The organism is Polaromonas sp. P1_F9 (assembly GCF_056405615.1).
Genome location: NZ_JBFUBT010000001.1, coordinates 315778 through 337041, shown reverse-complemented (window position 1 = coordinate 337041; position 21264 = coordinate 315778). Strand labels below are relative to the sequence as shown.

Below are 21264 nucleotides of genomic sequence, written 5' to 3'. Positions count from 1 at the left end.
GCGATCAATGCGGTTGTTTGTCTGGGCCTGGTCGCTGGGGCTGCTGTTGGCCTGGTGCCTTCTGGACTGGGTGGGCGCGGCGTACCCCCAGACGCTCTTTGGGTTGCCTGCAGGACTTTGGTGGGTGTTCAAGGTATTGGCGTTTGCCGCCGCCTTGTGGTGGGTTTTGCGCCAGGCCTTCAAACCCGTTGTGGAGTTGGGGCAAGAGCTCGACAGCCGCCGCACGGAAGACTTGCGGCCGGTCACGGACCAGCAGCCGGTTGAGCTGCAGCAATTGGCCAGGACGGTCAATTGGCTGATGCAGCAGCAGCAGGAATCGCTGGATCAGCAAAAGAAGTTTCTGGCCGATGCCTCTCACCAGTTGCGTACGCCCTTTGCGGTGCTGCGCACCCAGCTGCAGGGCGCCATGTCCGGGCAGCTGGACGTGCGGGAAACGCTGCCCAAGATGCTCAATACCGTGGACCGTTCCAGTGAGCTCGTTCGCCAGTTGCTGTCTGTCGCCAAGATGGAGCAATTGGTACGCCGGGCCAACTGGGTTGAAGTGGACCTGGCGACAACCGCGCGTGACGTGGTCATGGAATTTGCGCCCTTGCTGGCCCGCAAGAAACTTGACTTCTCGATGCAGGCCATTCCGGTGCGCCTGATCACCGATCCCTGGTTGTTGGGAGAGTTGATCCGTAACCTGATGTCCAACGCTATCCAGCACACGCCCAAGGGCGGCGCTCTGGGCCTGGTGATTCGGGCTTTGCCCAGCGAAACCGAACTGTTGATCTGGGACAACGGTGGCGGAATGGATGAAGCTGTCCAGGCCCGCCTGTTCGAGCCTTTCCAGTCATCGTCGGGAACCTCTGGCGTCGGCCTTGGGTTGTCAATTTGCCGCCAGATTGCACTGTCGATGAACGCCGGAGTGGATTTGTTCAACCGCGTGCAAGACAACCATGTGGTGGGGGTGGATGCTGTCGTCCGGTGGCCCCAGGAAGTGCCCCATGAGTAGCGCCGTCCAGTTCCAGTCCATCAGCAAGACCTTTCCCAATGGGGTCCGTGCCCTGTGCAATATCCACTTGCGCATACCGTCCAGGCAACTGACGACCTTGCTGGGGCCGTCCGGTTGTGGCAAGACCACCTTGCTGCGGATGGTGGCGGGACTGGCACGGCCCACCTCGGGCCGGGTCCTGCTCGACGGGGTGGATGTGACCGACATGGGCGTCGAACAACGTCCCATCAGCATGGTGTTCCAGAGCTACGCCCTGTTTCCGCATCTCAACGTGCTGGACAACGTGCGTTACGGGCTGCGCATGCTGGGACTGCGTCCGCGCGAGCGTGACGAGCGTGCGCGGGCTGCGCTGGGCATGGTGGGGCTGCAGACCAGCGCCGGGAGCAACACGGCCGTTCTGTCCGGCGGTCAGCAGCAGCGAGTGGCCCTGGCCCGGGCGCTAGCGTTACAGCCGAAGGTGCTGCTGCTGGATGAACCGCTGTCCAATCTGGATACGGGTTTGCGGCGCCAGATTCGGGAGGACATACGCGCCCTTCAGCAAAACCTGGGGCTGACCGTGCTGTACGTGACCCATGACCACGGCGAAGCCATGGCGGTCAGCGACACCGTGGTGGTGATGCATGAAGGACAGGTCATGCAGGTGGGCACACCGCAGGAAGTCTATGAGACGCCGCACAGCGAATTCGTTGCGGCCTTCATGGGAGATGCCGTGATGTTTGACGCCCAGGCCGATGTATCCGGCGCGATTCAGCTGGGGCCCCTGCGCATCGCGCCCGGACTGACGCGGCGGCAGGGAAAAGTCCGCCTCGTGGTGCGCCCGCATGCCTGGCAGCTGGCACCTGCCAGCGGAGAAGGCCTGCCTGGAAAAGTCCTCTCGCACGCCTACCTTGGGCGCAACACCGAGTACCACGTGCTGACCGCGCTGGGGACCTTGATGGTCCTGGTGCAAAGCGAGGCACAGGCCCGCCAGGTGGGCTCCCCGGTCAGCGTGCATCTGGGGGCCCAGGGCGTGAGCGTGGTCATGCCATTTGACTGAACACATCAACACATGGAACGTATTCAATCGGGCCTCGTCGCCCATCCTTCAGGAGACTAACGTGAAAAAAACAGCGCTCTTTGCGGCCCCCTTGCTGCTTGCTCTCGGCCTTCCGGCTTTTGCCCAGGAAGGGGAGGTCAATATCATCTGCGCCGCCCAGGCGGACTGGTGCAACCTGATGCAAACCACCTTTGGGAAGACCAGCGGCATCAAGGTCAACATGACGCTCAAGGGATCGGGCGAGGCGCTGGCGCAGATCACCGCCGAACGTGCCAACCCCAAGACCGATCTCTGGTTTGGCGGCACAGGTGACCCGCATCTGCTGGCCGCGGAACAAAACCTGACGCTGGAATACAAGTCTCCGTCATTGCCACAGTTGCATGGCTGGGCGCAAAAGCAGGCGGAGCAATCAGGCTTCAAGACCGTCGGCGTGTACTCCGGGCCACTGGGCTTTGGCTACAACACCGAACTTCTGGCTAAAAGAAAACTGCCGGCTCCCAGGGTCTGGGCGGATCTTCTCAAGCCGGAATACAAAGGCGAGATTCTGGTCGCGGACCCGCGTGCCAGCGGAACGGCCTACACCATGATCGCCACGTTGGTGCAAATGATGGGGGAGGAAAAAGCGTTCGAGTACCTCTCGGCACTGCATAAAAACGTGAGTACTTATCCACGCTCGGGCGTGGGGCCCATCAAAGCGGTTGCCCGCGGGGAGGCGTCTGTCTCCATCAGTTTTGTACATGATGTCACCGGTGAAAAAGCGCAAGGATTCCCGGTTGATGCCATCACGCCCGTGGATGGCACCGGTGCAGAAGTGGGCTCCATGTCCATTATTAAAGGTGCACGCAATCTGGTGAACGCCAAAAAATTTTACGAATGGGCCCTCACGCCGGGCGCGCAGCAATTTGGTGCCGCAGTCAAGCAGTTCCAGTTGCCCTCCAACAAGGCAACTCCCATGGACCCCCGTGTTCCCGACTTCAAGAAAATCAAGCTGATTGATTACGACTATGCCAAGTACGGGCAAGCGGCGGTTCGCCGGCAACTGATCCTCAACTGGGAACGCAAGGTCTTCAACCAGCCAAAGTAAGCCCTGCGGCATTGCCCTGCTGAGCGGCGTGACGCTGACAACTTCAACCTAGAGAGCTGCCGACCCAGCTCGAATCCTTGCCACTCTTTTTGCCACTCCTATGCCAGTCCAATTCACTGAACGAACCCAGCGGACGATTTACGTCTGGGTGCTCATCGGCCTAGCCGCTTATCTGGCGCTGCCGTGGTACTACCTGCAAAGTGGCTCGGTGCTCTTTGCCTTGCCCAGGCTTTTTGCCGAACCTGTCACAGCCAACGGCCTGACGCAGGCTGCCATGCATGGCCGGGGCTGGCTCTGGACCGGCGTGGCCGGTCTGCTGGTGGCTGGATGCGGCGCCTTGATGCCAGCCAGCAGACGCCAGGGTGCTGTGCTGGTGGCAGGCGCCGTAACTGGCCTGCTGGGTTTGGGCGTGAGCGGCTTCATGATCGGGGCCACGGGGTGGTCGTATGAATGGCTCAATACTGCTCTGGGCACGCTCCCGCAAGGACAATTTGGCATCGGCTGGGGCGGTTTTGTCGTCCTGGTCTGTCTTGTCATGCTGCTGGGATCCGGTATCGCGCGCCTGGGCTATTTCCGCGGCGACGTGTTTGTGGCCGCCGCGGTTGCGGGATGCGCGGCACTGCTGTGCCTGTTTGTGGTGTTTCCGGTCGCCAAGTCCTTATCCGCTGCCTTCTATGCCGAAGACGGAGGCTTTGCCTTGGGGGCTTTGTGGGAGCGAGTCGGCACGGCGCGCGTGTGGGGTGTCGGTTGCCTGGGTGGCGGAACCAATTGCGGTGTGGCATGGAACACCTTGTACCTGGCGCTGCTGACAGCGGCCGGCACGACCGTGCTGGGAACCATGATCGCGCTCATCGCCGAGCGCAGCGCCGGCAAGCGGCTGCAAAAACCACTGAACGCCCTGGCCATGCTGCCCATCATCACGCCACCGTTTGTCGTGGGCCTGGGTTTGATCCTGCTGTTCGGCCGCGCCGGCATCGTCAACCAGTTGATGGAGTGGTCTTTCGGCGTCACGCCCACCCGCTGGTTTTATGGCGTATTTGGCGTCTGGCTGGCGCAGCTGTTCGCCTTCACACCCATTGCCTTCATGATCATGCGCGGCGTGGTGCAGGGCATCAGCCCATCCCTGGAGGAAGCTGCGCAGACCCTGCGTGCCAGCCGGATGAAAACCTTCCTGACCGTCACACTACCGCTTCTGGCGCCTGGCCTGGCCAATGCGTTTCTGGTGGGGTTTATCGAAAGCATTTCCGATTTTGGCAACCCCATCATTCTGGGTAGCGGCTATGCAGTCCTTTCAACGGAAATCTTTTTTGCCATTGTGGGCGCTTCACTGGACCAGGGTATGGCCGCGGCCCTGGCCCTGGTGCTGACAACGTTTGCGTTGACGGTCTTCTTCGTGCAGCGGCGCATCCTGGGAAAAACCAGCTTCACAACCGTTTCCGGTAAAGGCGACGCTGGCGTGCCCATGGCACTGCCGACAGGGGTGCGCCGCCTGTGCACCTGGGTTGCAGGCCCCTGGCTCGCCTTCACGATGGTGGTCTATTTCTTCGCTTTCGCGGGTGGGTTCGTCAAAGTCTGGGGGCGCGATTACACGTTGACCCTGGTGCACTTCAAAACTGCGTTTGACATGCAATGGGGGGAGCATGGCCTGGTTTGGGCAGGAACTGCCTGGGCCTCCCTGTTCAATACCATCACGCTTTCGGCCATTGCGGCGCCTGTTTGCGCGAGCATCGGCTTGCTGATTGCCTGGTTGCTGGCGCGGACCGAATTCAGGGGCAAGGCCCTGTTTGAGTTTTCTGCTTTGTTGACGTTTGCCATTCCCGGCACGGTGCTGGGCGTCAGCTACATCCTGGCTTTCAACGTGCCGCCGGTGGAGCTGACGGGTACCGGCCTGGTCATTGTGCTGTGCTTTGTGTTTCGCAATCTGCCTGTCGGGGTTCGGGCCGGAACGGCATCGTTCAAGCAGCTGGACCGGTCCCTCGACGAAGCCTCCGTCATGCTGCGGGCCAGCAGCCTGACCACCTTGCGCCGCGTGGTGCTGCCTTTGCTCAAGCCGGCCCTCGTCGCCGCACTGGTCTACAGCTTCGTGCGCTCGATGACCACGGTCTCTGCCGTCATTTTTCTTGTGACGGCCGAGTACGAACTGGCTACCACTTACATCATTGGCAGGGTAGGGACTGGCGACTACGGCGTAGCGCTGGCGTACTGCACTGTGCTGATCGTCCTGATGTCCATGGCCACGGCATTGATCCAGTTCTTTGTCGGCGAACGCAAGCTGGGGCGGCGCACGGTAGGTGCCAACCGGTAGCTCATATCAGCGGCCACTCCGGGTCAATCATTTTTATGTAAGGGATATCGATCAATGACTCAAGCATGTATCGGTTTAAAGGGCTCTGCCAGGCGGGGTGACGAAGCCGTCGGGCTTTTCATGGAAGCGTATTCGATGCGGGGCGTGCGATGACGGCGGCCGGCCGCCTTGGTGCCCCAAGGACAGACGCGCTGATTTTTGACATGGACGGCACCATGGTCGACTCCATGCCATGGCATGCCAGGTCGTGGGGTGAGTTCGCCAGGCGGCACGGCATTGAGATGGCGCTCGACGACATCCTCAGGCGTACTACCGGGCGCACCTGCGTGGAGTGCATGAACGTATTGTTCCAGCGGGACATTGAAATTTCCGAGGCACTGCTGCTGGTGGCTGAAAAAGAAGGCCTTTATCGAGAAATGTTCGCGCCGGTGTTTGCCGAGGTTGCGGGATTCAAGGCCTTTGCCGCGTTGGCCAAGGCGCAGGGGCTGAAGGTGGGTGTGGGAACCGCCGGCGACCAGCACAACATCGCATTTGTCATGGCCGGTCTTGCCATGGCGTCCCCGCCTCATGCCGTTGTGGGTGGCGACGAAGGCCTGCCAGGAAAACCCGAGCCCGCCATATTCCTGGAGGCTGCGCGCCGCATGGGGGTTGCAGCATCTGCCTGCATCGTGTTTGAAGATGCGCCCTTTGGCATAGAGGCCGCGCGCCGCGCCGGTATGCGGGCCGTGGCGGTCTGCACCAGCCACAGCGCCGAAGAGCTCTCGGGACCGCACGTGATCGCCAGCGTGCACGATTACAACGAACTCATCGATAGCAATTTTTTGGAACAACTACATGCGGCCGCTGCGTGATGGGCGCAGACCCGCAATGGAAAAACTGCCCGACGGTACCGCTTCTTCTTCGCCTTCTTCCTGTTCTTTCATACAAACAAAGAAAGTCTGCACATGAGCCAACTCGGCATTGAATTCAAGAACGTGCAAAAACGTTATGGCAGCGACCCGTCGCCCCTGGTGGTCAAGGGCATCAGTTTTACCGTTCCCAAGGGCACGTTGACGACGATACTGGGGCCTTCAGGCTGCGGAAAGACCACGACGCTGCGCATGATCGCCGGGCTCGAGACACCCAGTGCGGGCCAGATCCTGATCGACGGCCGCGACGTGACCCATCTCGGACCTGCCGAACGCAACGTCAGCATGGTGTTCCAGAGCTATGCCTTGTTTCCGCATATGAGCGTGCTGGAGAACGTGGGTTATGGCCTGAGCGTCAGCGGTGTCCATGCCAAAGAGCTGACGGAGCGCGCCCAGGCAGCCATGTCGGCCGTGGGTTTGTCCGGCTATGACGATCGGCTGCCCAGTGAGCTGTCCGGCGGGCAGCAGCAGCGTGTAGCCGTCGCCCGCGCCTTGGTGCTGGAGCCGTCCGTGTTGCTGTTTGACGAGCCGCTCTCGAATCTGGATGCGCGGCTGAGGCGCTCCATGCGTGAAGAAATCCGCGGGTTGCAGCAGCGCCTGGGGCTGACGGTTGCTTATGTCACGCACGACCAGAGCGAGGCCCTGGCCGTCAGTGACCAGATCATTGTCATGGACCAGGGGGTGATTGCCCAGGCGGGGTCCCCATCGGAGCTTTACGAGCGGCCCAACAGCGAATTTGTTGCCGGATTCATGGGTGAGGCCATGCTGTTTCCCGGCGAGGCATTTGCGGACGGCCGGATCCAGGTGGGGGCGTTGCGCGTGAAAGCCCTGCATCCCGTCGAGCCCGGTCCGGTGAAAGCGGCCATTCGTCCTGAAGCCTGGGCGATTGCCCCGCCCGGAGATGAAGGTTTGCCCGGTGTGGTTTCCAAGAAAGCCTATTTGGGCAGTGTCCGCGAGTTCACCGTCGACACCAGCTTGGGCCCCATCTTCGTCGTGTCTTCGGACGCGGCATCCGACTGGTTCCAGGGTGATGCCGTAACCCTTCACCTGCCCGAACGGGGTGTTTCTGTTGTTTCAGCCTGATGGAGAAAATGATATGAGCCTTCAACGTCGAATTGTCCTCCACGGCCTTGCCGGGCTGTGCGCCGGGCCATTGCTTTCCTCTCCAGTGATGGCGCAGTCTGCTGCAGATCCGATGCTGGCATTTGGTTTGATATCGCCCAGGGCGGCTGCGGAGACCCGCGCGAGCTGGGAGCCTTTCGTCAAACTCCTGGGCGCGGCCATCCGCCGTCCGATCGATCTGCGTGTCTATGAGTCGCAGGGCGCGCTGGTAACCGCCTTCATTGGTGGGGAAATAGATCTGGCCTGGATGGGCAATGTTCCTGCTCTGGATGTGGTGGCCTCCGGCGCGGGTGGTGTTTTTGCGCAGATGGTCACAGGGGACGGCAGCGTGGGCTACAAATCGATCCTGGTGACCCATCGCAGTTCGCAAATCGAGGCGCTCAAGCCGCTGATTGAAAATGCTTCCGGCCTGCGCTTTGGCGATGGCGATCCCAAGAGTACGTCCGGGCATCTGGTACCGCTGTATTTTGCTTTCTCCAAGAACGGCGTGAGTAAGCCCGCGGAAATTTTCAAGGCAGTGGAGACAGGAAGCCACCAGCAAAACCTGCTGAAGGTATCGAAAAAGCAGATTGATGTGGCGACGGCCAACAATGAGGAGCTCGCATTCTTTCAGCGTGACTTTCCGGAGCTCGCCAGGGATGTGAAAGTCATCTGGGAATCACCCCTCATACCGCAATCCCCATTGCTCTGGAAGGCAACGCTGTCTGACCCGTTGAAGGCCTCCATCCGGAAGTTCGTCGTCGGGTTTGCAGAGAGAGATCCTGCCGAAAAGCGCATCCTTATGGCTGTTAACGGCTTGTCCCGGTTCCGGTCTTCCAGTAACCGGCAACTGATTCCCATTGCCGACCTGGAAATGTTCAAGACACGCCAGGCCATCAACGACGACAAAACACTTTCTGCGGCTGAACGGCAGACCCGGATTGCGCAGGCCATTGAGCGAGGTTCGCGACTGGAGCTCCGCCTCAAGATGGTCATCTAGCAGTCCACCTGCTGGCAGAATGAAGGGGCCTGTTTACACTGCGCTGCGGTGCCGGGCAATGCAGGTGTCCAGCACCTCGCCGGTTTCGCGCTGCCACCAGTTGCTGGCGGAAAAGATCTCCACCTCGCTGTAACCCGCGTACCCCTGCGCTTCCATCCAGCCGCGGATTTTCGGGATGTCAATCACACCGTCGCCCATCATGCCGCGGTCGTTCAGCAAATCGGCCGTGGGTGTCAGCCAGTCACAGGCATGGAAGGCGAGCAGGCGTTCCTTGCCAGCCCGTTCGATTTGCCGTTGCAGCTTCGGGTCCCACCACACGTGGTACACATCAACCGCCACACCGAGCGCGCCGCTTTTTGAGGGGTCGAGGGCATCGCAGACGTCGAGCGCGTGCTCCATGGTGTTGATGCAGGCACGGTCTGCCGCATACATGGGGTGCAGTGGCTCGATGGCCAGCGGCATGTTGCAGCTTTCGGCGTATTCGAGCAATTGGGCAATGCCGTCGGTGACCTGGCTGCGCGACAGCGTCAGATCTTTGTGCGCCGCCTTGCCGGCCAGCGCGCCGGGCAAACCGCCCACCACCAGCACCAGGCAGGCGGCCTTGAGTTCGCAGGCTTCATCGACGGCGCGGCGGTTGTCGTCGTGGGCAGCCTGCAGGCCGGCGGCGTCGGCTGCGGGGAACATGCCGCCGCGGCAGTACCCGGAGAGTTCAAGCCCGTGGGTTTTGACGAGTTTCGAAACGGCGGGCAGGCCGGCGGCCGCGACCTGGTCGCGCCACGGCGAGATCGCCTTGATGCCGCGCTGCACGCAGGCTTCGATGATGGTGGTCAGCGGCTGTTCGACGCCGCGGCTTTTGCGCACGGTCGCGGTGTTGATGGAGAGCCAGCGGTGGTCCTGGGAAAAATTGCGCATGCGGTAAGGGTGGGGGTGTAGTTTTAGTGAAGTCAGTTGGACGGTGGTGCGGTTTTCTGCCGGCGCAGTTCGCGGATGATGGCCGCGTTGTCGAGCTCGCCATCGCCGGCGGCAATCGCTGCGCGCATCAGCGCTGCATGGGCTTCGGACAAGGGCAGTTTCTGGCCTTGGGCCGCGGCACTGTCAATCATCAGCCTGACATCCTTGAGGTGCTGGTGGATGCGCGACTGCGGCGCAAAGTCTTCCTCCACCATCATCCGGCCCTTGGCCTCGGCCGCGCCTGACGTGGCCGGGCTGGCCAGCACCAGCGCCAGGAATTGCTCGGGAGGAATACCCATGTTTTCGGCGAAGACCATGCCTTCGGCCAGTACCGCGCGGTTCAGGCCCAGCACCAGGTTGGTGGCGAGCTTGGCCTTGGCACCCATGCCGGCGCCGCCGACGTGGATGCGTTTGCCTGAAATGGCGGCCAGAACGGATTCGCACGCCTGCAATGCCCCGGCCTCGCCACCCAGCAGCAGAGTGGCTTCACCGGCGGCTATCTGCTGGCTGGAGCCCGAGAGCGGCGCTTCGATGAAGTTGATGCCGCGTGCTGCGAGCCGCGCGGCCAGGGCCGCGAGTTCGTGAGGTGTGCCGGTGGAGCAGTCGATGATGCTGCGAACGCCGAAGACGGACAGCAGGCCGCCCGGTCCTTCGACCACCTTGAGCACATCATCGGTATTGAAGACGGCCAGCACCATGGAGGAAGCCGCATTGGCTACTTCGGCCAGGGAACGCGCAGCGCGGCCGCCGCGGGCGGTGAGGGCCGCGCGGGCTTCTTCGCGCAGGTCGAAGCCGGTGACCTCGAAGCCGGCGTCCGTCAGGCGCTGCGCCAGCGCGGTGCCTACGAGGCCCAAGCCGACAATGCCGATAGCGTTTGCGGCCATGCCTTCACGCCGCAAGCGACGCGCCTCCGCAGATCTGGATTTCCTGGCCGGTGATGGCTGCGGCGTCGGGTGAGAGCAGGAAGGTGACCAGCGCGGCAATCTCCCGCGGCTGGATCAGACGGCCCAGCGGCGGCAGCTTCGGCGGGGCCGTCGTTCGCGCAGGGTCGGCAAGCATGGCTGTTTCGGTGGCGGCCGGCGACACCACATTCACGGTGACACCCGAAGCCACGGTTTCGGCCGCCCAGCTGCGTGCCAGGGCCACCAGCGCGGCCTTGGTGGCCGCGTACTGGCTGCGGCCTGCCATGCCGCGCGCCACGCGGCTGCCGATCAGCACCACACGGCCCGCGCCTGCCTGCGCCATGCCGGGCACAACGAGATTGGCGATGCGCATGACAGCGTCCACGTGGAGCTGCCACATCAGCGCCGAATCTTCACCGGACAGCAAGCCGAGCGGGCCCACGCGCAACACGCCGGCGGCGTGAACCAGCGCCTGCACGTGGCCGGCTGCACGCACGGCACGCTCCGTGGTTTCGGTGTTGCACAGGTTGACTTCGGTGGACGAAAACGCCGGGTGCACGATGCGCGCAGGCACCAGGTCCAGTCCGACGACGTCCCAACCCTGATCCAGCAGTGCCTGCGCAATGGCCAGGCCAATGCCGGAGCTGCTGCCCGTGACAAGTGCGCGTTTCACATCTTCAGTGGCCATGGTTGTGCATGTTACTCAACACGGATATTCCCGTCGGTGATGATCTTCTGTGAGCGCGCCATGTCGCTGCTCTGGAATTTCGCGAAGTCCTCCGGTGTGCCGGGCGTCAGCACCAGGCCTTGCTGGAGCAGTTTCTCGCGCATGTCACTGGCCAGCGCCTTGTTGGTTTCGGCGTTGAGTTTCTGCGTGATGTCGGCCGGCAGTTTTGCCGGGCCCCACAGGCCGTACCAGCTGTAAAACTCGTAGCCGGGAATCGTCTCGGCCACGGTCGGCACATCGGGCAGGTTGGGCACGCGCTTGTCGCCGGTGATGGCAACGACGCGCAGCATGCCGCTCTTGTGGTACTGCAGCGAGCCGAGGATGGGGTCGATAAAGCCGTCGATCTGGCCGCCGATCAAATCCTGGAACGCCGGCGCCGTGCCCTTGTAGGGCACCACGGTGTATTCGATGCCGCCGGCGCGCTTGAGGAGTTCGGTCGACAGGTGGCCGGCCGAACCGATGGAGCCGACCGCAAACGTCATCTTGCCGGGGTTGGCCTTGGCATGGGCAATCAGCGACTTCACGTCGGTGATCGGCAGGTTCTTGTTGATGGCAATTGACAAGGGCGCCTTGGCAACGAGTGAGACAGGCGTGAAGTCTTTCACCACGCCGTAGGGCACGGACTTCATGGTCATGGGTGCGGTGGTGAAAGTGGAGGCATTGAAGAGCAGGGTATAGCCGTCCGCGGGCGCCTGCGCCACGACGGCCGCGCCGATGATGCCGTTGCCGCCTGCACGGTTTTCCACCACGAAGGGCTGGCCCATCTGTTCGCTGAGCTTTTGCGCCAGTTGTCGCCCCACCGCATCCAGCGTGCCGCCGGGCGGGAAGGGGATGATGACCTTGACCGGGCGGGCAGGGTAAGCCTGCGCTGCGGCGCCGAAGGCTGCGGCGACGAAGCCGGCTGCCAGGCTGGCCTTGAGGAACGTGCGTGTCTTCATGTTGTCTCCTGTTAAATTTATTCAGCGATTTGAGTGGAAGCGCTCGGTAACATTTCAAGCGGGCGCCGCGGAACCGGCTTTGCCGGGCCGCCAGCGCCGCCCCCTTGAGGGGGGAGGCCGCTACACGCAGTGAGCCGGCAACGGGGGGAGCCATTACATGCCGTGAAGCGCCAGCAGCGTCTTCATGCGATGAGCGGCGTGTTCGGGATGCTCCAGCAGGTTGGCCGCATCGGCCAGGCGGAACAGCTCGGAAAAATGCTGCAGCGAACGCGTGCTTTGCTGGCCACCGACCATCGTGAAGTGCTTCTGGTGGCCATTGAGCCAGGCCATGAAGACCACGCCGGTTTTGTAAAAACGCGTGGGCGCGGCAAAGATGTGGCGCGACAGCGGCACGGTGGGGCCGAGGATGGCGTGGAATTTTTCGACATTGCCTTGCGCGAGTTCGCCTAGCGCGGCGCTGGCGGCCGGTGCGATGGCGTCGAAGATGCCCAGCAGGGCATCGCTTTGCCCGTGCATGGCTTCCTTGCCGAAACCGTCGCCGGCAATCAGCTCGGCGTAGTTGAAGTCGTCGCCCGTATACATGCGTACCCCCGAAGGCAGGCGCCGGCGCATCGCGATTTCCTTGTCCTTGTCGAGCAGCGAGATCTTGATGCCGTCCACCTTGTCGGGGTGGGCGTTGATGATGCCGAGCGCCGTGTTCATGGCTTTCTCAACATCGCTGCTGCCCCAGTAACCCGCCAGCGCGGGGTCGAACATGTCGCCCAGCCAGTGCAGCACTACCGGTTGTTTTGCCTGGCTCAGGATTCGGTCGTAGACGCGTTCGTAGTCCGCCGGGCTTTTGGCGACACGGGCCAGCGCGCGGCTGGCCATCACGATCAGCTTGCCGCCGAGTTTTTCAATCGCGGCCATCTGCTCTTCGTAGCCCGCGATGACTTCGTCGACGCTCTTGACGTTTTCCAGCACCAGGTGGTCGGTGCCGCAGCCGGAAGCGACCAGTGCACCCGGCACGTCTTTGGCGGCTTCGAGTGAACGGCGTATCAGCTCCAGAGAAGTCGGCCAGTCCAGGCCCATGCCGCGCTGCGCCGTGTCCATGGCTTCGGCCACACCCAGGCCCAGCGACCACAGGTGGCGGCGGTAGGCGATGGTCGTGTCCCAGTCGATCGCGCAGTTGACCCAGGGGTCGACTGCGGCCAACGGGTCGGCGACCACGTGGGCGGCTGAGTAGGCGATGCGGTTGAACTTCAGTTCGGCCGCAGGTCTAACGGGAGCGGTGCCGCGCAGCGTGTACGGCTGCAAGCCGCCCGCAGCAACGGGCAGGGTAAGGGTTAAAGCCATGGGATCTACCTTTTATGTGCAAAATATGCCGCTAGCCCTTCTCTGGCAAGCGTGAGCAGCTATCAAACTTGTAGCGCCGGGACGTCCACCCAACGGCGCTCTTTCCAGCTTTCGAGCGCGGCTTCCACCAGCTGAACGCCTTTGGCGCCTTCGGGCAGCGTCCATTTGTAGGGCTCGTTTTCCACCACGTGGCGGATGAAGTGTTCCCACTGGATCTTGAAACCGTTGTCGTAGGTTTGCGAGTCCGGCACTTCCTGCCACTGGTCGAAGAAATTCATGGTCTGTTTCTCGTCGGGGTTCCAGACCGGGCGCGGTGTGGTTACACGCGACTGGGCGCGGCAGGACGACAGGCCCGCAACGGCTGAGCCGTGTGTGCCGTCGACGTGGAAGGTGACCAGGTCGTCGCGGCGCACGCGTGTGGCCCAGGACATGTTCATCTGCGCAATCACGGGTTCCCCGTTGTGGCCGACCAGTTCAGCTGTGGCATAAGCCGCATCGTCGGCAGTGGCCTTGTAGGGCTTGCCGGCTTCGTCCCAGCGTTCGGGAATGTGGGTAGCGCCTATGCAGGAGATGGACTTGACCTCGCCGAACAGGTTGTCCAGCACGTAGCGCCAGTGGCACATCATGTCCAGGATCATGCCGCCGCCGTCTTCGGTGCGGTAGTTCCAGCTCGGACGCTGGATGGGCTGCAGGTCGCCTTCGAAGACCCAGTAACCGAACTCGAGCCGCACCGACAGCATCTTGCCGAAGAAGCCGGCGCGGCGCAGCATGTCGAGCTTGCGCAGGCCGGGCAGGAAGAGTTTGTCTTGTACGGCGCCGTGTTTCAGGCCTGACTTTTCGGCCAGGCGGGCGATCTCGACGGCCTCGTTGAGGTTGGTGGCAATCGGCTTTTCGCAGTAGACATGTTTGCCTGCGCGGATGGCCTTGGCCAGCAGGGTGGGGCGCATCTGCGTGGTGCCGGCGTCGAAGAAGATGGTGTCGTCCTTGTTCTTCAGTGCCTCGTCGAGGTCGGTGCCCCAACGCGCGAGGCCATGGGCTTTGGCCAGGGCTTCAATCTTTTCGGCGTTGCGGCCGATCAGGATCGGGTCGGGCATGACCTTGTCACCGTTGGAGAGCGTGACGCCGCCCTGTTTGCGGATCGCGACGATAGAGCGGATCAGATGCTGGTTCATGCCCATGCGTCCGGTGACGCCGTGCATGATGATTCCTAGTCGTTGAGTAGCCATGGGGTCCTTTGAGGAGGTGAAAAATGCGGCGGCCTCACCTTGGTCTGGCCAGGGGTGTTGAAGAGTGCCGGGGACGCTGCGGGAAACTAGGCGGGTGTTATTGGGCAGGTTGCAGTCCGGCGGCCTTCACCAGCACGGCGTTGCTCTTGATCTCGTCCTTGATATAGGCGTCGAACTGCTCGGGCGAGAGTGTCCAGGCGTCGGCGCCCAAGGCGGCGAAGCGTTCCTTGACTTCGGGCGTGTTCAGGGCCTTGATCACTTCGTCGTGCAGGCGGTTCACGATGTCGCGCGGCGTTTTTCCAGGGGCCATCATGCCGATCCAGAAGTTGAACTCCGAGCCAGGAACGCCTGCTTCTGCCGTGGTGGGAACCTGGGGCAGGGCGCTGGCGCGTTTGGGCGAACCGACCGCGAGAGCCACGAGCTGGCCGTTCTTGATCTGGCCGATCACCGGTGCAATCGGCGAGAAGTAGTAGTCGACGCGGCCGGACATGACTTCGGTCACGGCTTCGCCGGAGCCCTTGAAGGGGATGTTGGTGGCTTCGATTTTTGCGGCGAGCTTGAACTTTTCGGCGTTCAGGTGGGTGGCACTGCCCTGGCCGGCCGAGGCGAAGTTCATGCTGCCGGGCTTGGCGCGCGCGGCGGCCAGCAGTTCCTGCAGCGTCTTGATGTTTTTCGAGGGCGACATCACCAGCACATTGGGCGTGCTCGAGATCGGCGTCACGCCCGTGAAATCGCCCACGGTATCGAAGGGCAGCTTGGCGAAGGTCGAGGGGCTGACCGTGTGCGAGGACGAGTGGATCATGATGGTGTAGCCGTCCGGCGCGGCCGTGGCCACGGCCTGCTGGCCGATGGTGCCGCTGGCGCCGCCGCGGTTGTCGATCACCAGCGTCTGGCCCATGCTCTGGCTCATCTTGTCGGTGATGGCGCGGGCAATGATGTCGGTGGTGCTGCCTGCGGCAAAAGGCACGATGACACGAATAGGCTTGTTGGGATAAGCGCCCTGGGCGCTGGCCACCAACGGTGACAGCGTAGCCAGGCAGGTAAGGCTGGCCAGTGCGGCGCGACGTGTGAATTTCATGTGCTTTGTCTCCTGAAGGGGGTCATTGAAGGACTGCGAAAGACCTGTGCATGCCGCCGGTGTTATTGGGGTACCGGAATGCAGTTTACTCGTAATTCACCATTAAGTGAATTACGAATTGTAAAAATGGCCTCGTCGCTGCGTCAATGACCGCGCAGGATCAGTTTCTAAGGACATACCCTAGGATGACCTCGCACATGTGCGAGAGCCGCTCATGGCGGGCTTTGGGCGTCATGAGATCGCGCCCGAAGATGGCCGAGAGTGTGTGGTTGTTCGACAGGTAGAAGTACGACATCCCGGCGATGGATACGTAAAGCTGGACCGGGTCGATGCCGCCGCGAAACAGCCCGTCGGCACGCCCGCGCTCCAGGATTTCTGCCAGTGTCTGGACCAGCGGGGAATTCATTTCCTGCACGCGGCTGGACATGGCCAGATGCCGCCCCTGGTGCAGGTTTTCACTGTTGAGAAGCGTCAAAAACTCGGGGTGCGCGATGTAGTATTCCCAGGTGAATTCCGTGAGGCGGCGTATGGCTTGCGCCGGATCCATGTCGCGCAGGTGCAGTTCTGTTTCCGCGGCGCGGATGTCGGCATAGGCATTTTCCAGCACCGCCAGGAAGAGTTCGTCCTTGCTCTTGAAGTAGTAGTAGATCAGGCGTTTGTTGACGTCGGCGCGCTCGGCTATCCGGTCTACCCGCGCGCCGCCCAGGCCGTGTTGCGCGAACTCGTCGCGGGCCGCCAGCAGGATGGCCAGTTGGGAGCGGTCGGCATCGCGCGAGCGGGGTTCGGCGGGCTTTGTTTTGAGGGTCGACATATCCAGAATTTAACTGTTTAGTGAATTAAAGCAAGAATCCGCGGCGATAGCGCCGTTGGATGACACGTAGCGGCCAAGGGTACCTCCATAATGAAGCAGGTACCGGCCGTCCGCGCCGGCACCCCCTAGGCAAAGGAGATGGTCATGAGCAATTCAGACACGCCGAAAGACGGCGACTTCGCAAACTGGGTTGACCAGAAGGCCGAGGCGCTCAAATTTGAACTGGGTGAAAAATTCCCGGTACCGCCGTCCGAACTGCATTCTCCCTCGGTGCATGTGGAGACCGGCCGGCAGAAGCTCGAGGAGGTACTGCTCGAACACGAGCAGCCCACGCAGGAGTTCCTCGACGAGCTTGCGGCACTCGAAGCGGCGCCGCCCCTCAGCGACGAAGAGCTGGCGCGCCAGGCCCTCGCCGCCGGCGGTGGTGACGGCGACGCGGCCACACCAGAATAAGCAGAGCGCGGCGCACGAAGCCGGATCTTCTTCATGCAAGCATTAGCCCCGGAACCGGCTTTGCCGGGCCGTAGGGCTGGCGGCCCCCTCGGGGGGCAGGGAGCTACACGAAGTGAGCGACCGTGGGGGTCACATCTAGCACAATAGGCTCATGACCACCCCTCAACTTGCTGGCCACCTTCTAGTCGATTGCCTTCTGGCCCAAGGCGTTACCCATGCGTTTGGCGTTCCTGGCGAAAGCTACCTGGCCGTGCTGGACGGCCTGCATGCGCGTCAGGACAAAATCCAGTTCGTCACCTGCCGGCAAGAGGGCGGCGCGGCCTTCATGGCCGAGGCGCACGGCAAGCTGACAGGGCGGCCGGGCGTGTGCATGGTCACGCGCGGGCCGGGCGCCACCAATGCGTCCATCGGCGTGCACACGGCCTTCCAGGATTCAACCCCCATGGTGCTGCTGGTGGGGGACGTGGCCAGCGACTGCCGCGACCGTGAAGCCTTCCAGGAGGTGGACTACGCCAGTTTCTTCGGGCCCAGCACCAAGGGCTTTGCCAAGCGGGTGGAGCGCATCGATGAGGCCGACCGCATCCCCGAATATGTGGCGCGTGCCTTCGCTACTGCCATGAACGGCCGGCCCGGCCCCGTGGTGCTGGTCTTGCCTGAAGACATGCTGACGCGCATGACGGCCGCGCAGCCGCTGCCGCGTGTGGAGGCCGTGCAGGCCTGGAGCGACCCGGGCTCGCTGCGTACGCTGCGCGAGATGCTGCTCAAGTCCGAGCGCCCGCTCATCATTGCAGGCGGCGGCGGCTGGACGCCGCAGTCGGCGCAGGCGCTGCAACGCTTTGCCGAAAACTGGAAGTTGCCGGTGGGCAATGCTTTTCGCTTCCAGGACACCTTTGACAACCACCATCCGCTCTACGCGGGCGACGTGGGTATCGGCCTGAACCCGAAGCTGGCCGCACGCGTGAAGGCCAGCGACCTGATCATCGCCATCGGCCCGCGCCTGGGTGAGATGACGACCGGTACTTACACACTGCTGGAGGCGCCCCGTCCGAAGCAAAAGCTGGTGCATATCCATTCAAGCGCCGAGGAGCTCAACCGCGTCTACCAGGCCGACCTGGCCATCAACGCCACGATGAACGCAGCTGCGCGATCGCTGGAGGTCCTCACGGCGCCGGTGTCTGTGGCCTGGGAGGCCTGGACCGCGTCGGCTAACGAGGACTACCTGGAAAACCTGAAGCCGACACCTTCCGCGAACCTGCCGGGTGATATCGACATGCCCGTCATCGTTGGCCTGCTGCAAAAGCATCTGCCGGCGGATGCCGTGCTGACGAACGGTGCCGGCAACTTTGCCAGCTGGGTGCATCGCTTCTTTCAGCATCACGGTCTTGTCAAAGGCTACAAGACGCAGCTGGCGCCCACCGTGGGCGCGATGGGTTATGGCGTGCCGGCCGGTATTGCTGCGGCCATCACAACGGGCCGTGTGGCTTTTACGATCGCGGGGGATGGCGACTTTTTGATGAACGGCCAGGAGCTGGCCACGGCCGTGCAGCACGGCGCCAAAAGCATCATCGTGCTGCTCAACAACGGGATGTACGGCACGATCCGCATGCACCAGGAGCGGGAGTATCCAGCACATCAAAGCGGTTCAAGCCTGAACAACCCGGACTTTGCGGCGCTGGCGCGTGCCTACGGCTACGCCGGCGTGCGCATCACGCGCACCGCGGAGTTTGAGGCGGAGCTGCTGGCGGCGCTGGCGCGCAAAGAGGGCACGGTGATCGAGGTGACGCTGGATCCGGAAGTCATCACCACGCGCGGCACGCTGTCGTCCATCACGCAAAGTGCCCAGACGCGTTTGCTATCAAAATAGGAGCTGCTCGCGCTGGTCCCTATTGGTCTGAAGGCCAATCTCATTAAAAAATGAGCGGGAAAAGCAAAAAGGCCGGGTAACCCCGGCCTTTTTTTTGTGGTGGCTATATCCTCTCACCCCGAGTCGTTCCGGCAAGGAGCAGGAAGTAAGCAGCAAGCCAAACCCAAACCCCTGGGTTAGAGAATAGGTTCGGAGTAAACGCCCTGTAGTCGCCGCGGCCGAAAAGCGCCAGAACGGACAATAGGCTGATGAGCAGGGCCGTAACGATAGGACCTGGTGATACCTCTTTCCCCGACGAGCGCTTACGCCTTAAACGTCCGACCTGGACTAAAAAAAGAATATTGGTCAGAGAAGCCAGCATCAACAAGAATGGGCCAAACAGCCAGGCGAAGGGATTCACAAATTGAAGTGCCACTTGGGCCCCAATGACGACTTTTCCCTCTGAGCCTAGTGTTGGTAAACATAAACTCAATAGCCAAAACACGATTGCCAAACCTGAGCAGTAAGGCGATGCAGGATGCAGGGCCTTTTGCTCAAACCATGAACTTCCCGCGCCCAGAAAAGCATCGCAACCACTGCACACTTCAACATTGGCTTCCAAAGAAGTTTGGCAGTTTGGACAGAGCATATGAGATGCGAAGAAGAGCGAATAGCTTGGAGATGTGATTTGGTAGCAGGCGATCCGGGAACGGCTCTCTTGCTTAGGAGTTTTACATATTAGCGCTGGCAAGACGAAAAAAGGCCGGGGTACCCGGCCTTTTTATCGCGGCAGCTTCATGACGAAGCCGCCTGAACCTGTCGAGGATTACTCCTTGATGTCCACAGCGTAGAAGTTGTGGCGGCCGAACGGGCTGTTCTTGTAGCCGATCACGCTCTTGCGAATGGGCTTGAGCTGCACTGCGTGGGCGATGGTGAACCAGGGCGCCTGCTCCTTGAAGATGACCTGGGCCTGCTGGTAGAGCTTGATGCGCTCGGCAGGATTGGTCACCGTCTTGGCCTTCAGGACCAGGTCTTCATACGGCTGGTAGCAGAACTTGGCGATGTTGGAACCGCTGGCGGACTGGGCTGAAGCGCAGCCGAGCAGGGTGTACATGAAGTTGTCAGGATCGCCGTTGTCGCCGGTCCAGCCCAGCATGCCCATCTGGTGTTCGCCGGCTTGCAGGCGCTTGCGGTACTCGCCCCACTCGAAGCTCTTGATCTCGGCGGTCACGCCGACCTTGACCAGGTCAGCCTGCATCAACTCGGCAATGCGCTTGGCATTCGGGTTGTACGGGCGCTGCACGGGCATGGCCCACAGGTCGGTGGTGAAACCGTTGGGGAAGCCCGCAGCTGCCAGCAATTTTTTGGCGGCTTCGGGGTTGTACTCGTCGTCCTTGATGGCGTTGTTGTACGCGGCCATGGTCGGCGGGATCGGGTTCTTGGCGGCAACACCGGTGCTCAGGTAGACGCCGTCAACAATGGCTTTCTTGTTGATGGCCATGTTGATGGCCTTGCGCACACGCACGTCGTCAAACGGTTTCTTGGTGGTGTTGTAAGCCAGGTAGCCCACGTTCAGGCCGGCTTGCTCGACGATCGTGACGTTGGCATCCTTGCGGATCGCGTCCAGATCGGCGGGGTTGGGGTAAGGCATGACATGGCATTCGTTCTTCTGCAGCTTGGCCCAGCGGACCGAGGCGTCAGGCGTGATCGAGTACACGAGGTCGTCGATCTTGGCCTTGCCGCCCCAGTACTGAGGGAAGGCCTTGTAGCGGATGACTGCGTCTTTCTGGTACTGCACCAGGTAGAAGGGGCCCGTGCCGACCGGGTCCTGGTCGATCTTCTCGGGGGTGCCGGCCTTGAGCATGGCGTCGGCGTACTCTTTGGACTGGACCGCTGCGTAAGGCATGGCCAGGTTGGCGAGGAACGGCGCTTCAGGCTTGTCCAGCGTGATCTTGATGGTCAGGTCGTTGACCTTTTCCACCGATTTCAGCAGCTTGGGCATGCCCATGTCGCTGAAGTAAGAGTGGTTGGGGCTGGTGACCTTGAAGAAGGCGTTGTCTTCTTTCCACTGGCGCTCGAACATGAACAGCACGTCGTCGGCGTTGAAGTCGCGCGTTGGCTTGAAGGCCTTGTTGCTGGCATGCCATTTCACGCCCTTGCGCAGGTGGAAGGTGTAGGTCAGGCCGTCGGCGGAAATGTCCCATTTTTCGGCCAGGCCGGGAACGACCTTGGTGCCGCCGTATTCGAATTCGACAAGGCGGTTATAGACGGGTTCGTTGGCATCAAACGAGGTACCCGTGGTGTTGACACCGGGGTAGAAATTCTCGGGGCTGCCTTCAGAGCAGAACACCAGCGTCTTGGCGGAGACGGGTGAAAGTGCCAGCAGCGCTGGCAGGGCAACGGCGCACAGCAATGCGCGCTGGACCGGGCGTAGCCGGCTCGCACTTGGTTTGGTCTGAATCATTTGACGATCCCTTTGGAGGTTAATGCTGCTTTTGCAGCGGGGGCTTGCGGCCAGATTGCACAACATTTGTGACGTTGTGCGCCCTGGTCATTGAAAAACGTGGCCTGA

At 61.9% G+C, this 21264-nt stretch carries 19 protein-coding genes; 9 read left to right on the top strand and 10 right to left on the bottom strand.

Annotated elements, in window-relative coordinates; genetic code table 11:
* The first annotated feature begins 7 nt into the window (after window positions 1-7).
* The 7 genes from AC1DYR_RS01530 to phnD all read left to right on the top strand — a co-directional run bounded on the left by AC1DYR_RS01530 (window position 8) and on the right by phnD (window position 8428).
* Complete coding sequence (locus tag AC1DYR_RS01530) at window positions 8-994, top strand: sensor histidine kinase (RefSeq protein ID WP_477703536.1); 987 nt, start codon at window positions 8-10, stop codon at window positions 992-994.
* Entirely contained in the window at window positions 987-2030 is a 1044-nt protein-coding gene (locus tag AC1DYR_RS01525) for an ABC transporter ATP-binding protein (RefSeq protein ID WP_477703535.1), read from the top strand. The genes AC1DYR_RS01530 and AC1DYR_RS01525 overlap by 8 nt, the downstream gene beginning before the upstream one ends.
* Before the next feature lie 61 nt (window positions 2031-2091).
* Window positions 2092-3114 (top strand): ABC transporter substrate-binding protein, encoded by a 1023-nt coding sequence (locus tag AC1DYR_RS01520; RefSeq protein ID WP_477703534.1) that lies wholly within the window; start codon window positions 2092-2094, stop codon window positions 3112-3114.
* Window positions 3115-3214: 100 nt separating this feature from the next.
* Window positions 3215-5419 carry an ABC transporter permease gene (locus tag AC1DYR_RS01515; RefSeq protein WP_477703533.1) on the top strand — a complete coding sequence of 735 codons (2205 nt, stop codon included), beginning with the start codon at window positions 3215-3217 and terminating at the stop codon, window positions 5417-5419.
* A 149-nt stretch (window positions 5420-5568) separates the two neighbouring features.
* Window positions 5569-6270: an HAD family hydrolase gene (locus AC1DYR_RS01510; protein ID WP_477703532.1), complete on the top strand. Its 702-nt coding sequence runs from the start codon at window positions 5569-5571 to the stop codon at window positions 6268-6270.
* Window positions 6271-6363: 93 nt separating this feature from the next.
* Window positions 6364-7410 carry an ABC transporter ATP-binding protein gene (locus AC1DYR_RS01505; protein ID WP_477703531.1) on the top strand — a complete coding sequence of 349 codons (1047 nt, stop codon included), beginning with the start codon at window positions 6364-6366 and terminating at the stop codon, window positions 7408-7410.
* Complete coding sequence (gene phnD, locus AC1DYR_RS01500) at window positions 7388-8428, top strand: phosphate/phosphite/phosphonate ABC transporter substrate-binding protein (protein WP_477703530.1); 1041 nt, start codon at window positions 7388-7390, stop codon at window positions 8426-8428. The genes AC1DYR_RS01505 and phnD overlap by 23 nt, the downstream gene beginning before the upstream one ends.
* A 33-nt stretch (window positions 8429-8461) precedes the next feature.
* Here phnD and AC1DYR_RS01495 read toward each other — a convergent pair whose 3' ends face one another.
* The 8 genes from AC1DYR_RS01495 to AC1DYR_RS01460 all read right to left on the bottom strand — a co-directional run bounded on the left by AC1DYR_RS01495 (window position 8462) and on the right by AC1DYR_RS01460 (window position 16396).
* Window positions 8462-9340: a sugar phosphate isomerase/epimerase family protein gene (locus AC1DYR_RS01495; RefSeq protein WP_477703529.1), complete on the bottom strand. Its 879-nt coding sequence runs from the start codon at window positions 9338-9340 to the stop codon at window positions 8462-8464.
* Between the two features lie 32 nt (window positions 9341-9372).
* Window positions 9373-10263, bottom strand: a complete 891-nt coding sequence (locus tag AC1DYR_RS01490; RefSeq protein ID WP_477703528.1) for an NAD(P)-dependent oxidoreductase — start codon at window positions 10261-10263, stop codon at window positions 9373-9375.
* 4 nt (window positions 10264-10267) lie between these two features.
* Window positions 10268-10969 carry an SDR family NAD(P)-dependent oxidoreductase gene (locus tag AC1DYR_RS01485; RefSeq protein ID WP_477703527.1) on the bottom strand — a complete coding sequence of 234 codons (702 nt, stop codon included), beginning with the start codon at window positions 10967-10969 and terminating at the stop codon, window positions 10268-10270.
* Between the two features lie 11 nt (window positions 10970-10980).
* Window positions 10981-11946: a Bug family tripartite tricarboxylate transporter substrate binding protein gene (locus AC1DYR_RS01480; RefSeq protein WP_477703526.1), complete on the bottom strand. Its 966-nt coding sequence runs from the start codon at window positions 11944-11946 to the stop codon at window positions 10981-10983.
* A gap of 153 nt (window positions 11947-12099) precedes the next feature.
* A complete protein-coding gene (locus AC1DYR_RS01475; RefSeq protein WP_477703525.1) occupies window positions 12100-13281 on the bottom strand; it encodes a dihydrodipicolinate synthase family protein in 1182 nt (393 codons plus the stop codon).
* A gap of 62 nt (window positions 13282-13343) precedes the next feature.
* The gene (locus AC1DYR_RS01470) at window positions 13344-14507 is read right to left on the bottom strand and encodes a Gfo/Idh/MocA family protein (protein ID WP_477703524.1); all 1164 of its coding nucleotides are present in this window, start codon (window positions 14505-14507) and stop codon (window positions 13344-13346) included.
* A gap of 97 nt (window positions 14508-14604) precedes the next feature.
* Window positions 14605-15585, bottom strand: a complete 981-nt coding sequence (locus tag AC1DYR_RS01465; RefSeq protein ID WP_477703523.1) for a Bug family tripartite tricarboxylate transporter substrate binding protein — start codon at window positions 15583-15585, stop codon at window positions 14605-14607.
* Between the two features lie 160 nt (window positions 15586-15745).
* Complete coding sequence (locus AC1DYR_RS01460; RefSeq protein ID WP_477703522.1) at window positions 15746-16396, bottom strand: TetR/AcrR family transcriptional regulator; 651 nt, start codon at window positions 16394-16396, stop codon at window positions 15746-15748.
* 144 nt (window positions 16397-16540) lie between these two features.
* Here AC1DYR_RS01460 and AC1DYR_RS01455 point away from each other — a divergent pair, with 144 nt between their 5' ends.
* On the top strand, window positions 16541-16849 hold the full coding sequence (locus tag AC1DYR_RS01455; protein WP_477703521.1) for a hypothetical protein: 309 nt from the start codon (window positions 16541-16543) through the stop codon (window positions 16847-16849).
* A gap of 151 nt (window positions 16850-17000) precedes the next feature.
* On the top strand, window positions 17001-18713 hold the full coding sequence (locus AC1DYR_RS01450) for a thiamine pyrophosphate-binding protein (RefSeq protein WP_477703520.1): 1713 nt from the start codon (window positions 17001-17003) through the stop codon (window positions 18711-18713).
* A 103-nt stretch (window positions 18714-18816) separates the two neighbouring features.
* Here AC1DYR_RS01450 and AC1DYR_RS01445 read toward each other — a convergent pair whose 3' ends face one another.
* Window positions 18817-19314, bottom strand: coding sequence for a hypothetical protein (locus AC1DYR_RS01445; protein WP_477703519.1), 498 nt, complete (start codon window positions 19312-19314; stop codon window positions 18817-18819).
* A 204-nt stretch (window positions 19315-19518) separates the two neighbouring features.
* On the bottom strand, window positions 19519-21156 hold the full coding sequence (locus tag AC1DYR_RS01440; RefSeq protein ID WP_477703518.1) for an ABC transporter substrate-binding protein: 1638 nt from the start codon (window positions 21154-21156) through the stop codon (window positions 19519-19521).
* Window positions 21157-21264 lie beyond the last annotated feature (108 nt).

Coding starts and splice junctions, on each gene's coding strand:
- AC1DYR_RS01530 (WP_477703536.1), top strand. CDS start 8: ATGCGGTTGTTTGTCTGGGCCTGGTCGCTGGGGCTGCTGTTGGCCTGG.
- AC1DYR_RS01525 (WP_477703535.1), top strand. CDS start 987: ATGAGTAGCGCCGTCCAGTTCCAGTCCATCAGCAAGACCTTTCCCAAT.
- AC1DYR_RS01515 (WP_477703533.1), top strand. CDS start 3,215: ATGCCAGTCCAATTCACTGAACGAACCCAGCGGACGATTTACGTCTGG.
- AC1DYR_RS01510 (WP_477703532.1), top strand. CDS start 5,569: ATGACGGCGGCCGGCCGCCTTGGTGCCCCAAGGACAGACGCGCTGATT.
- AC1DYR_RS01505 (WP_477703531.1), top strand. CDS start 6,364: ATGAGCCAACTCGGCATTGAATTCAAGAACGTGCAAAAACGTTATGGC.
- AC1DYR_RS01495 (WP_477703529.1), bottom strand. CDS start 9,340: ATGCGCAATTTTTCCCAGGACCACCGCTGGCTCTCCATCAACACCGCG.
- AC1DYR_RS01490 (WP_477703528.1), bottom strand. CDS start 10,263: ATGGCCGCAAACGCTATCGGCATTGTCGGCTTGGGCCTCGTAGGCACC.
- AC1DYR_RS01485 (WP_477703527.1), bottom strand. CDS start 10,969: ATGGCCACTGAAGATGTGAAACGCGCACTTGTCACGGGCAGCAGCTCC.
- AC1DYR_RS01480 (WP_477703526.1), bottom strand. CDS start 11,946: ATGAAGACACGCACGTTCCTCAAGGCCAGCCTGGCAGCCGGCTTCGTC.
- AC1DYR_RS01475 (WP_477703525.1), bottom strand. CDS start 13,281: ATGGCTTTAACCCTTACCCTGCCCGTTGCTGCGGGCGGCTTGCAGCCG.
- AC1DYR_RS01470 (WP_477703524.1), bottom strand. CDS start 14,507: ATGGCTACTCAACGACTAGGAATCATCATGCACGGCGTCACCGGACGC.
- AC1DYR_RS01465 (WP_477703523.1), bottom strand. CDS start 15,585: ATGAAATTCACACGTCGCGCCGCACTGGCCAGCCTTACCTGCCTGGCT.
- AC1DYR_RS01460 (WP_477703522.1), bottom strand. CDS start 16,396: ATGTCGACCCTCAAAACAAAGCCCGCCGAACCCCGCTCGCGCGATGCC.
- AC1DYR_RS01455 (WP_477703521.1), top strand. CDS start 16,541: ATGAGCAATTCAGACACGCCGAAAGACGGCGACTTCGCAAACTGGGTT.
- AC1DYR_RS01450 (WP_477703520.1), top strand. CDS start 17,001: ATGACCACCCCTCAACTTGCTGGCCACCTTCTAGTCGATTGCCTTCTG.
- AC1DYR_RS01440 (WP_477703518.1), bottom strand. CDS start 21,156: ATGATTCAGACCAAACCAAGTGCGAGCCGGCTACGCCCGGTCCAGCGC.